At 70.5% G+C, this 10,969-nt stretch carries 10 protein-coding genes; 1 reads left to right on the top strand and 9 read right to left on the bottom strand.

Annotation, left to right across the window (positions count from 1 at the left end; all coding sequences use genetic code 11):
* Positions 1-485: 485 nt before the first annotated feature.
* The 3 genes from ABD841_RS36620 to ABD841_RS36610 all read right to left on the bottom strand — a co-directional run bounded on the left by ABD841_RS36620 (position 486) and on the right by ABD841_RS36610 (position 3,626).
* The gene (locus ABD841_RS36620) at positions 486-1,382 is read right to left on the bottom strand and encodes a carbohydrate ABC transporter permease (RefSeq protein WP_344981316.1); all 897 of its coding nucleotides are present in this window, start codon (positions 1,380-1,382) and stop codon (positions 486-488) included.
* Positions 1,379-2,290 carry a carbohydrate ABC transporter permease gene (locus tag ABD841_RS36615; RefSeq protein ID WP_344981314.1) on the bottom strand — a complete coding sequence of 304 codons (912 nt, stop codon included), beginning with the start codon at positions 2,288-2,290 and terminating at the stop codon, positions 1,379-1,381. The genes ABD841_RS36620 and ABD841_RS36615 overlap by 4 nt, the downstream gene beginning before the upstream one ends.
* 100 nt (positions 2,291-2,390) lie before the next feature.
* A complete protein-coding gene (locus tag ABD841_RS36610) occupies positions 2,391-3,626 on the bottom strand; it encodes an extracellular solute-binding protein (protein WP_344981312.1) in 1,236 nt (411 codons plus the stop codon).
* Positions 3,627-3,940: 314 nt separating this feature from the next.
* Here ABD841_RS36610 and nagA point away from each other — a divergent pair, with 314 nt between their 5' ends.
* Positions 3,941-5,110, top strand: coding sequence for an N-acetylglucosamine-6-phosphate deacetylase (gene nagA / locus ABD841_RS36605; protein ID WP_344981310.1), 1,170 nt, complete (start codon positions 3,941-3,943; stop codon positions 5,108-5,110).
* Between the two features lie 79 nt (positions 5,111-5,189).
* Here the strand turns inward: nagA and ABD841_RS36600 are convergent, their stop codons facing one another.
* The 6 genes from ABD841_RS36600 to ABD841_RS36575 form a co-directional block, all read right to left on the bottom strand.
* The gene (locus tag ABD841_RS36600; protein ID WP_344981309.1) at positions 5,190-5,609 is read right to left on the bottom strand and encodes an ester cyclase; all 420 of its coding nucleotides are present in this window, start codon (positions 5,607-5,609) and stop codon (positions 5,190-5,192) included.
* Positions 5,591-6,043, bottom strand: a complete 453-nt coding sequence (locus tag ABD841_RS36595; protein WP_344981307.1) for a VOC family protein — start codon at positions 6,041-6,043, stop codon at positions 5,591-5,593. Before ABD841_RS36595 ends, ABD841_RS36600 begins: the two co-directional genes overlap by 19 nt.
* A gap of 49 nt (positions 6,044-6,092) precedes the next feature.
* On the bottom strand, positions 6,093-7,007 hold the full coding sequence (locus tag ABD841_RS36590) for an ABC transporter permease (protein ID WP_344981305.1): 915 nt from the start codon (positions 7,005-7,007) through the stop codon (positions 6,093-6,095).
* Complete coding sequence (locus ABD841_RS36585; protein WP_344981303.1) at positions 7,004-8,185, bottom strand: ABC transporter permease; 1,182 nt, start codon at positions 8,183-8,185, stop codon at positions 7,004-7,006. Before ABD841_RS36585 ends, ABD841_RS36590 begins: the two co-directional genes overlap by 4 nt.
* A gap of 70 nt (positions 8,186-8,255) precedes the next feature.
* Positions 8,256-9,848 (bottom strand): ABC transporter ATP-binding protein, encoded by a 1,593-nt coding sequence (locus tag ABD841_RS36580; RefSeq protein WP_344981302.1) that lies wholly within the window; start codon positions 9,846-9,848, stop codon positions 8,256-8,258.
* A gap of 1 nt (position 9,849) precedes the next feature.
* Positions 9,850-10,956 (bottom strand): BMP family ABC transporter substrate-binding protein, encoded by a 1,107-nt coding sequence (locus ABD841_RS36575; RefSeq protein WP_344981300.1) that lies wholly within the window; start codon positions 10,954-10,956, stop codon positions 9,850-9,852.
* Positions 10,957-10,969: the final 13 nt, after the last annotated feature.

Raw genomic sequence — 10,969 nt, 5'->3', positions numbered from 1 at the left:
CGCTGGTGTACGACAACCAGCGCACCGGCGCCACCGCCCCGGCCGTGCAGGGCATCGTCCGCGTCAGCGGCTGACCCCCGCACCACCCGCGGGCCTCGCCTCGCAAGGCGCGTGCCCGCGGGCCACACCCGGCCCTGTGCGGTCCGCACCCGCAGAGCCCGGACGCCCACGGACCGCTCGCCGGCCGCTCACCATGCGGCCCGCGCCACCGGCTCGGACCGCTTCTCGCAGAACGGCCTGAGCCCGGGGAAGAACCCAGGGAGGAAGCGGCACATAGATCCCGCCCGGTCCACAGACCGGGCGGGATCGGTCGTTCGGGCCCGCCACCAGGTGCGCGGAGAAGAGATTCCGTCCTCGCCCGGGCCTTCGTGCTTGGAGCGGGTGACGGGAGCCGAACCCGCCCCGTCAGCTCGGAAACCGGCCACTGAGCTTGGTCGCCCCCTCCGGTCGGTGGCGGCCCGGCCATGCGTGCCGCACGGGTGCGGTCATTTGATGGAGCCTGCGGTGAGGCCGCCCACGACCTTGCCCTCGATGAGGGCGAACAGGATGATGACCGGGATCGTGGCGATCACGGAGCCCGCGAAGAGGTTCTGCCAGTCGACCTGGTACTGCCCGATGAAGGAGTTCAGGGCGACGGTCAGGGGCTGGTTTTCCGGGGAGGTGGTGAGCGTGAGCGCCACCACGAACTCGTTCCAGGCGGCGATGAAGGTGAAGATGAGGGCGGTGACCACTCCCGGCGCGGCCAGCGGGAGGGTGATCCGGAACAGCGTCCCCATCCGGCCGTTGCCGTCGATGAACGCCGCCTCCTCCAGCTCGCGCGGGATCGAGGCGAAGTAGGCGTTGAGGATCCAGACCGCGAAGGCCAGGTTGAAGCCCCCGTTGACCAGGATGAGCGACCACACGGTGTCCACCAGACCGAACTGGTAGAACTCGCGGTAGATACCGACGAGCATGGCGGTCGGCTGGAACATCTGGGTTATCAGCACCAGGATCAGGAACGCCGTGCGGCCCCGGAAGTCGTGCCGTGAGGTGTAGTACGCGGCGGGCAACGCCACGAGCAGCACCAGGATCGTCGAACCCGCCGCCACCTGCAGGCTGACCAGGAGGTTGCCGGACAGTCCGCTGGACCAGAAGGTGACGAAGTTCGACCAGGCGAAACGCTCGGGGAGCAGGGTGGCCTCGCGCAGCTCCTCCTGGGGGCGGAGCGCGGTGAGCACCATCTCGATGTACGGGAACAGGAAGACGAACGCGACGATGTAGGCGCCCGCCGCGACGGCGACTTTCTTGACGGACGGCAGCCTTCGCGCGGTCCCCGGTTTCGGGCGTCCCGGGGAGACGCTCGCGGCCGGGGGTGCCGGGGGTGCCACCGTGGACGTGCTCATGCTCGGGCCACCTCCTGCTTCTCCCGGCTGACCTTCATGAAGACGGCCACCAGTACGATGACCATGCCGAAGTTGATCACGGACATCGCCGCGGACTCACCGATGTCGGATCCCTTGAGGATGTACATGAAGATGGTCGACGTCGCGGTGGAGTAGCCGGGCTGGCCGTGGGTCATGGCCCAGATGATGGGAAAGTTGTTGAAGACGTTCATCACGTTGATGAGGGTCGCCACGGTCAGCGCGGGGCGGAGCAGCGGCAGCGTTATGGACCAGTAGGTCCGCCACCTGCCCGCGCCGTCCATCTTGGCGGCCTCGTAGACGTCGGCGGGGATGGCCGTGAGCCCCGCCAGCAGCGAGTACGTCGTGAACGGCAGCGACACGAACACCGAGACGAAGATCAGCCAGGGGAACGCGGTGCCGGCCTTGCCGAGCGGGTCGGCGTCCGCGCCGCCCATCGCGTCGAGGAAGCCCAGCTCGTGCAGGATGATGTTGATCAGGCCGACGCCGGGGTCGAGCATCCACTTGAAGATGATCGAGGTCATCAGCACCGACGCCGCCCAGGGGGCGATCAGCGCCCAGCGGGCGACGCGCCTGCCGGGGAACTGCTGGTTGAACAGGGACGCCAGCCCCAGGGAGATCACGATGGTGAGGGCGACGACCGCGACCACCCAGATCAGGCTGCGGAACATCACGCCGCCGAAGTCGGGCTCGGCGAACAACTTCTCGTAGTTGGCCGTTCCGTTGAACCCGTTGACCACCCCGAACCGGCTGATCTTCAGGAACGACGACTGGACCATGACGACGACCGGCCAGACGACCACCACGGCGATCAGCACCACCGCGGGGCCGGTCCAGGCCCATGGCAGCAAGGCGCGCCCCACCCGCTTCAGGGCGACTCTCTGTTGCATCTCTTCTGCTTTCTCAAGGTTCTCTCGACGCTTTCCGCCGGGCGCGACCCGCGCGCCCGTGGGGCGGGGCCCCGGACGGCCGGAGCCCCGCCGTGCCGCGTCAGCCCGCGGTCGCGCTCTTCTGGATCGCGCCGAGGACCGTCTCGGGGTCGTTCAGCGCGCCGCCGATGGTCTGCTTGATCTGGGTGTTCACGTCGGACCACCTGGGGTCGGTGAACGGGTAGAACGTGGCGTTGGGCAGCGCGTCGAGGAACGGCTTGAGCTGCGCGTCCGAGGCGAGCTTCGCGGTGCCCGACGTGGTCACCGGAAGCAGCTTGTAGGTGTCACTGATCTTCTGCGCGGCGCTGCCGGTGTAGAAGAAGTCGAAGAACTTCCTGATCTCTTCCTTGTGGCCGTTGGCGTTGAAGGCCATGATCCAGTCCTGCACGCCCAGGGTGGTGGTGAGCACGCCGGTCCTACCGGGGATCGGGGCGACGCCGAAGTTCTTCAGCCCGCCCTTCTCGAAGATCGGGATGGCCATGGGCCCGCCGTTGACCATGCCGATCTTCCCGCCGGCGAAGTCGGTCCAGACGTCCTTGCGGTTCTTGGTGCCCGGGTTCGGCGTGGTGAGACCGGCGTCGACCATGCCCTTGAGGTACTTGAACGTCTCGATGTTCCGGGGGGAGTCGATCACCCAGTTGCCCGAAGCGTCCTTGTATCCGCCGCCGTTGCCCATGAACCACAGGAGCGACTCGGCCTGGGCCTCCTCGTTGCCCAGCGGCAGGCCGAACGGCTGCTCGACCCCGGCCTTCTTCAGCTTCTCGGCGCCGGCCTTGAGCTCGTCCCAGGTCTCGGGCGGCTCGGTGATCCCGGCCTTGGCGAACAGGTCCTTGTTGTAGAAGAGCGCCCTGGCGGTGGAGAGGAAGGGGATGCCGTAGGCGGTGCCCTCCACCTTGCCGGCCTCGGCGAACTTCGGCAGCAGGTCGGAGAGGACGTTCGGCGACAGGACCTCGTCGGCCTTGTAGAGCAGGCCGTCCTTGACGAAGCCGGAGTAGTCGCCGGTCTGCAGGATGTCGGGCATCTGCCCGTTCTGCACCATCGTGGCGACCTGCTGGTCGATGTCGTTCCAGTTGATGACCTGGACCTCGACCCTGATGTTCGGGTTGGCCTTCTGGAACTCGTCGACGACGCCCTTCCAGAACTTGTCGCCGCTGTTCTCGGCGGACGGCCCGTCGCCGTAGTCGGCCGCGACCATCTTCAGCGTCACCTGGCCGTCGTCGGCTGAGTCACCCGAGCCGCAACCGGTCAGTACCAGTGCGGCGGCCATACCGAGCGCGGCCGGGCCCGTCAGCTTCATTTTCACTGCTTCAACCACCTTCACGTGTCGACGACCCCTCTGGTCCGTACCAGTTGCGGGCCCAGAGCCCAGCCGTCGCGGGGGGAAACCGCCTCAAACTCCTCGCGGTGCCCGCCAGAATAGGGAGAAGGCAAGCGGCTGGTCTATACCGGGCAATGAATTTTCTGTGACACAGCTAACTTTGCCGGTATTGTCGGCCACACTGGTCCAGACCGGTTGCCTCCCGTGCCACCGCAAGACGCCCCACGCCGGTCGTGGGCGAAGCGCGGCGCGCCTGGGACCGCCCGCGCCGGTGCGTCGTTATGGAGATGATCATGGTTATCGTGGTGAATGCCCGTGTCGTCACCCCTCACCAGGTCCTCGACCCCGGCTGGGTGGCCGTCGAGGAGGGCCGGATCGCCGGAGTGGGCAGGGGGGATCCGCCCGCGAGGAGCGACGCGGTGCTCCACGACCTGGGCGGGCGGTTCGTCCTGCCCGGCTTCATCGACCTGCACATGCACGGTGGAGGCGGAGCGCAGATCACCACCGACGACCAGGAGGAGATCCTCACCGCGGTGGCCTTCCACCGGCGCCACGGGACCACCTCGACCCTCGCGAGCCTGGTCACCGACCGGCTCGACCGGATGGCCGCCTCGGTCGCGGCGATCGCGGAGATCATCCGGTCGGGCGACACCGGCCGGGGGCGGATCGTCGGGGTGCACCTGGAGGGTCCGTTCCTCAACCCGGCGAAGAAGGGGTCGCACCACGCCGAGCACCTGCTCGCCCCCGACCGGGCGGCGCTGCGGCACCTGCTGAAGGCAGGGGACGGCACGGTTCGGGTGGTGACGCTCGCGCCCGAGCTGCCCGGAGGCATGGACCTGCTGAGAGAGGTCACCGAGGCGGGCGTGATCGCCGCCGTGGGACACACCGAGGCCGACTACGACCAGGCGCGCGACGCCTTCGCGTCGGGGGCGCGGCTGGCGACCCACCTGTTCAACGCGATGCGCCACTTCCACCACCGCGACCCGGGGCCGGCGGGCGCCGCGCTGGCCGACGAGAACGTCGTCTGCGAGCTGATCAACGACGGGGTGCACGTGCACGACGAGGCGGTCAGGATGACGCTGTCCGCGGCCGGCTCCGACCGGGTCGCCTTCGTCACCGACGCCACCCCCGCCGCGGGCATGACCAGTGGCCGGTACCACCTGGGGCCGGTGCCGGTCTTCGCCGAGGAGGGAACGGTGAAGCTCGCCGACGGCACCCTCGCGGGTTCCACCCTCACGATGGACGCCACCGTCCGCCACGCGGTGCGCGACATCGGGGTCTCCATCGTGGACGCCGCCATCGCGGCCGCCACGACCCCCGCCCACCTGCTCGGCATCTCCGACCGGACGGGCGCGATCCAGCCCGGCAAGGACGCCGACCTGGTGGTCCTCGACCGGACGTTGCGGGTGTCGGCGGTGATGGCCGGCGGCGAGGTGGTCCACGGCAGCCTGACGGCGCCCTGACCGGGCGATCCGAGGGCGCCGCCCGCCCGGACGACGCCCTCGGATCCCTTTTGCGGACCCCGCGACCCGCCGGAGCCCGTCAGGCCGGGGCGTCGCCGAGCTGGCGGCGCACCTCGCCGCTGTCCCAGTAGTCGGTCCGGTGCGCGATCAGGCCGTCGGCTCCGACCCGGAACCTGAACATCCCCCGCACCCGCACCGGTTTGCGGCCCGCCGAGACCAGGGTGAACGACATCGAGTAGGCCAGGGCCGCCCGGTCGCCCTCGACGAAGAGATCCTCGACCTCGTAGCGCAGGCCGGCGAAGTCGGCCAGGAAACCGGTGAGGTTGGCGCGGTAGCCGGCGCGGCCGGTCACGTTCCGCCCGAGGGCGGAGGTGTGCTCGTTGACGAAGTCCTCACTCACGCAGGCCGCGATCGCGTCGGCGTCGTGCGCGTTGAGCGCCTCGACGTACCGCGCGACCGCGGCCCGGGTGAGCTCTCCGGTCAGGAGGGGTTCGCCCACAGCTTGCGCACCGTGGTGAACACCTGCTGGTTGTGCGAGATCTCGATGACGTTGCCGTCGGGGTCCTTCAGCGCGCAGATGTAGCCGACCGGGTCGGGCATGTCACGGGGTTCCCAGTGCAGGCAGCCCAGTTCGCGCGCCCGCTCCGCGATGGCGTCCACGTCGCCGCGCTGCGGCACCTCGATGCCGATGTGCGCGAACGGCGTCAGCAGCCCGAGCTTGCCGCCCTTGTCCTTGTTGAACGAGACGAGCACCAGGACCATCGGGGTCTCGACCTGCTTGTCGTTGGAGAGCCAGGCGCTCTCGCCGTCGGCGTCCCGGAAACGCTCGACCACGACCAGCGGCGTCAGCGACGTGTAGAAGGCGATGGCCGCGTCGAGGTCCCCGGTGGGCAGCGCGACGTGCGTCCACCGCGCCTGGGTCAGATCACTCATGAATCCTCCGCACTTGTTCTGGATATAGGGATGGCGAGCGGGGTCCCCGTCAGGTGGAGCCCCGTTCGAACGGCTGGCCCAGCGCCCTGGGTTCGCGGTGCCGGGTGGCGAACAGCAGCATCGCCAGCAGCGCGAGCAGGTACGGCGCCACCACGAGCAGCTGCGAGTTGAGGGTCAGGCCGAGCGCGGGCAGCGCCAGGCGCATGGCGTCGGCCAGCCCGAACAGCGCGCAGCCGAGCAGGGTGCGCCCGAGCCGCCAGGCGCCGAAGATGACCGCCGCGATGACGATGTATCCGCGCCCGGCGGTCATGTTCTGGTTGAACGAGCCGACCTCGCCGACCGCCAGGTACGCGCCGCCCAGGCCGGCCAGCGCGCCGCACCACAGCAGCGCCTGACGCCGGCGCAGGTTGACCCGGATCCCGGTGACGTCGGCGGCCTGCGGCTGCTCGCCGACCGCCCGCAGCTCCAGGCCCCACCTGCTGCGCTCCACCAGCCACCAGGTCAGCGGGATGATGACGAGCAGCAGGTAGACCGGCCACCGCTCGACGAACAGCGGGTGGCCGATCAGCGGGATGTCGCGCAGCCACGGGACGCTGACCTGCGCCACCTGGTGGGAGTCGAAGGTGCTGACCGTGATCAGGTAGCTGGTCAGCCCGAGCACCAGGGCGTTGAGCACCAGGCCGACCACGAAGGTGTTGATCTCCAGCCGGTGGGACAGGTTCCCGTGGACGAAGCCGATCAGCAGCCCGATCAGCACACCCACCAGCAGGCCGGTGGTGGCGCTGCCGGTGGCGCTGGCCGTGGCGATCGAGCCGAACGCGGCGCCCAGCATCATCGCCTCGACGGAGATGTTCATGGCGCCGGCCCGCTCGGCGAGGTACTCCCCGCACGCCGCGAACGCCAGCGGCACGGTGAGCCGTATCCCGCTGGACAGGATGGTGGAGATGTCGTCGGCGGCGCTCACAGCGCGACCTCCTCTGCGACGGGTGCGGGCCGGCGCTCGGCGCGCGCGGTACGGGCGCCGGCCCGGCGGCGCCGGATCACCGCGGTGACGACCGGCGGGGCGACGAAGGCGAGAACCAGCAGGGCCTTGACCACGTCCACGAGGAAGGGCGGCACCCCGGTCGCGGCGAGGAAGCCACCGCCGGAGCGCAGCACGCCGAACAGCAGGGCGACGGGGACGGCCAGGAGCGGCCGGTTACGGGCGACCAGGGCGACCAGCAGGCCGTCCCAGCCGATGTTCATCGCGATGCCGGGCTGCAGCCGGTTGACGCCCACCGGGCTGGCCAGCAGGACGGCCCCGGCCAGGCCGGCGAAGGCCCCGGAGATGGCCAGCGCCGCGCCTCCCAGCGCGTTGACGCGGACACCCGCGTGCTTGGCGGCGAGCGGGTTGAGGCCGAGCATGGTGAGCCGGAACCCCCACCGGGTACGGGCGACGACCACCGCGACCACCACGGCGCCGACCAGCGCGAGCAGCAGGCCGCCGTTGACCTGGAGGTCCGGGTACTCCCCGAACGAACCCAGCCGCCCGCTGACCGGCAGCGGGTTGGACTGCGGGGAGACCACGGCGTCACCGACCCGTGACTCCTGCAGCAGCCACGGCGTGTTCACCGCGAAGGCGACGAGCTGCTGGGCGACGAAGGTCATCAGCAGCGTGCTGACCACGATGTTGACGCCGCGGAAGCGGTACATCAGCGAGCTGAGGCCGGCCCACGCGCCGGCGGCCAGCGCGGCCGTCAGCAGCATGGCCACCAGCAGCAGCGGGCCGGTGACGGCCAGGCGCAGGCCCACCCAGGCGGCGAAGAGCGCGCCGACGAGCACCTGGCCTTCCTGCCCGATGTTGAACACGCCGGAGCGGGCGCTGACGCAGGCCCCCACGGCGACGAGCAGCAGCGGGGCCGTGTACAGCAGCGTGGTGGTCCACGCCGTCCCGTCGGCCACGCTGCCCTGGAACAGGGCCTGCACCGACGCGGCGGGCGAGCCGCCGGTCGCCGCGATCAGCGCGGACGACAGGAGGAGGGCCACGACCACGCCGACGGCGGTCGCGACCGTGTTCTGCCAGGCGGCCGGCCCCGGGCGCGTGAGGGCGAGCAGGCGGCTCCCGAAGGCGTTCGGAGCGAGTTCTTCCCGGGAGACGCTCACCGGTGTGCCCTCCTCGTGTCGGTCGTCGAGAGACTGCTCATGCGGCCACCCCGCCCAGTCGAGAGACTGCTCATGCGGCCACCCCGCCCACCAGCATGCCGAGCCGCTCCGCCGTCGCCTCGCCGGTGGAGAGCACGCCGGTGATCCGCCCGGAGGAGATCACCGCGATCCGGGAGGCCAGCGCCATCACCTCCTCCAGCTCGGTGGATATCAGCAGCACCGCCACACCTCCCGAGGCGGCGTCGCGCAGCCGCCGGTACATGTCCTCGATGGCCCCCACGTCCAGCCCGTGCGTGGGCTGCGCCGCGATCAGAACGGCCGGGCCGGCCGAGAGCTCGCGGGCGAGCACCACCCGTTGCTGGTTGCCGCCGGACAGGCTGCGCACCGGGGTGTCCATCGAGGGGGTGACGATGTTGAACTCGGCCACCAGCCGGCGGGCCTCGGCGTACATCTTCCGGCGGCTGACGAAGCCCCGGCGGGTCACGCCGTCCAGGGACTTCATGACCAGGTTCTCGGCGACGCTCATGTCAAGCACCACGCCGGAGCTGTGCCGGTCCTCCGGCACGATGCCGAGCCCGGCCGCGTGCAGCGCGCCCGGGCGGTTCAGGTCGACCGGGCGGCCGGAGATCTCGACCGCTCCCGAGTCCGGCACGACGAGCCCGGACAGCAGGTCGCCCAGGGTCGCCTGGCCGTTGCCCTCGACCCCGTACAGGCCGAGGATCTCACCGGGGGCGACGTCCAGGCTCAGGTCCGACAGGACGCGCACGCCGTCGACGGTGACGGTCAGGTCGCGCAGCCGCAGCGCGGGCGCCGCGGCCGGCGGGGTGCCGTCCCCCGGCGTGCCGGGTTCTCCCGGGGCCGGGCCGTCGACGGGCAGCATGCCGAGGGCGGCGGCCTCGGCGCCCAGCGAGACCTCCCGGCCGACCATCCGGCGGGCCAGCTCCTGCGGGCCGGTGTCGGCGGTCCCGCTGTGGAAGACGACCCTGCCCCTGCGCAGCACGGTCACCCGGTCCGTGGCCGCGGTGATCTCCGCCAGCTTGTGGCTGATGAGGATGACCGCGCGGTTCTCCGAGCGGACCACGTGGCGCAGCACGGTGAACAGCTCGGCCGACTCGGCCTGGGTCAGCACGGAGGTCGGCTCGTCGAGGACGAGCACCGAGGGGTCCCGGCGCAGGCACTTGATCAGCTCGACCCGCTGCCGTTCTCCGGCGGAGAGCCGGTCGACCCTGGCCAGCGGGTCGATCGGCAGGCCGTAGCGCCGGGAGACCTCGCGCACCTGGTCGCAGGCGGCGGTCTTGTCGATCTTCCCGGTGTCGCCCAGGATGACGTTCTCCCAGACCGTGAGCGGTTCGATCAGGCTGAAGTGCTGGTGCACCATGCCGATGCCGAGCGCCACGGCCTCCTGGGGGCTGCCGATCTCGACCGGGTCGTCGCCGTGCATGATGGTCCCGGCGTCCCGCTGGACGAGGCCGAGCAGGATCTTCATGAGCGTCGACTTGCCGGCCCCGTTCTCACCGAGCAGGCCGTGGATCTCGCCGCGGTGCACGGCGAGATCCACGGCGTCGCAGGCGACGACCGGACCGTAGCTCTTGCGGATCCCCCGCAGCCGCAGCGCGGGCGCCGATGGCGGGGTGAGCTCCCTCGCCCGTTCGTCTTCCGTCATGTCAGGACCCGAGCCTCTGCACTTCCGCCTTGGGGTCGATCTTCCCGCTGCCGACGTCGGCGATGAACGTCTCCAGTTGCTTGTTCTGCTCGGGGGTGCCGTTGCAGAGCTTCACCGTGGGGAACGGGTCGACGCCGAGCTTCCAGACCTTCTCCGTGCCCAGCTGCAGTTTGGCCGCGGCGAACTCCTCCAGCGCGGCCTTGAAGTAGTCGCCGGGGCTGAAGAGCACCGAGATGTCGAACGTGGGCTTGGTGGAGGCGCACCGGTCGGTGCCCGGGGTGAGGGTGGCCACGCCGTTGGCGTTGGCCAGCTCCGCCGAGGCGTCGGTGGCGCCGCCGAGGTAGGGGTAGATGACCTTGACGCCCTGGCTGATCTGGGCCTGGGTGGCCTCCTTGGCCTTGGCCGAGTCGTTGAGGTCGCCGCTGTAGGTGGTGGTCAGCGTGGCCTCCGGCACCACCAGCCGGATGCCGGCCTTGAACGCCTTGGCCGCCGTGGTGGTGAAGTCGACCTCGGGACCGGTCACGAAGCCGGCCTTGGTCTCGCCCTTGTCCTTCATGAGCAGGCCGGCGGCGTATCCCGCGGCCAGCATGCTCTGGTCCGCCTCGTCGGTGGAGAGCACGATCTTCGGAGTCTGCTGGATGTTGTCGGAGGACGGCACGTACCAGGCGGTGTTGCCGCAGACCGGCTCCTCGGACGCCGGGATCGCGTCCCTGAGCTCGGAGGCGCCGAGGGCCACCATGTCGACCTTCTGCTGGCACAGCGCCCGCGCGGCGTTGAGCGCCTCGCTGGTGTTGACGCTGCCGCGCTTGATGATCGTCCAGCCCTTGGAGGTGGCGAACGCCTCCGCCGTGTCGACGAAGCTCTGGTAGTAGCCCTTGTCGTTGATGTCGCCGGGGCTGAGCACCCCGATGACGACCTTGCCGTCACCGTTGACGTCCGGCTGGCCGGCCGGCACGGTGCCGCCGTCCGTCTTCGCGCCCGCGTCGGCCGGGGCCGTGGCCTGGGGCGCGGTGGCGTCGTTGCTCGCGCAGCCGGCGAGCAGCGCCGTCACCCCAAGGCAGGCGGCCAGTGCGGCCGTGGTCCTGCCCGTTCGGTAGTATCCGGCCATGAAGATCCTCTCG

The sequence above is a fragment of the Streptosporangium fragile genome, from assembly GCF_039534445.1.
In the GTDB taxonomy this organism is placed as follows: Bacteria; Actinomycetota; Actinomycetes; order Streptosporangiales; family Streptosporangiaceae; genus Streptosporangium; species Streptosporangium fragile.
The sequence above is the reverse complement of the archived record's forward strand: the minus strand, read 5'-3'. Positions and strand labels throughout refer to the sequence as shown.

Excerpts from the sequence above, each read along its gene's own strand:
- ABD841_RS36620 (WP_344981316.1), bottom strand. The coding sequence starts at position 1,382 with ATGAGCACGTCCACGGTGGCACCCCCGGCACCCCCGGCCGCGAGCGTC.
- ABD841_RS36615 (WP_344981314.1), bottom strand. The coding sequence starts at position 2,290 with ATGCAACAGAGAGTCGCCCTGAAGCGGGTGGGGCGCGCCTTGCTGCCA.
- ABD841_RS36610 (WP_344981312.1), bottom strand. The coding sequence starts at position 3,626 with ATGAAGCTGACGGGCCCGGCCGCGCTCGGTATGGCCGCCGCACTGGTA.
- nagA (WP_344981310.1), top strand. The coding sequence starts at position 3,941 with ATGGTTATCGTGGTGAATGCCCGTGTCGTCACCCCTCACCAGGTCCTC.
- ABD841_RS36595 (WP_344981307.1), bottom strand. The coding sequence starts at position 6,043 with ATGAGTGATCTGACCCAGGCGCGGTGGACGCACGTCGCGCTGCCCACC.
- ABD841_RS36580 (WP_344981302.1), bottom strand. The coding sequence starts at position 9,848 with ATGACGGAAGACGAACGGGCGAGGGAGCTCACCCCGCCATCGGCGCCC.
- ABD841_RS36575 (WP_344981300.1), bottom strand. The coding sequence starts at position 10,956 with ATGGCCGGATACTACCGAACGGGCAGGACCACGGCCGCACTGGCCGCC.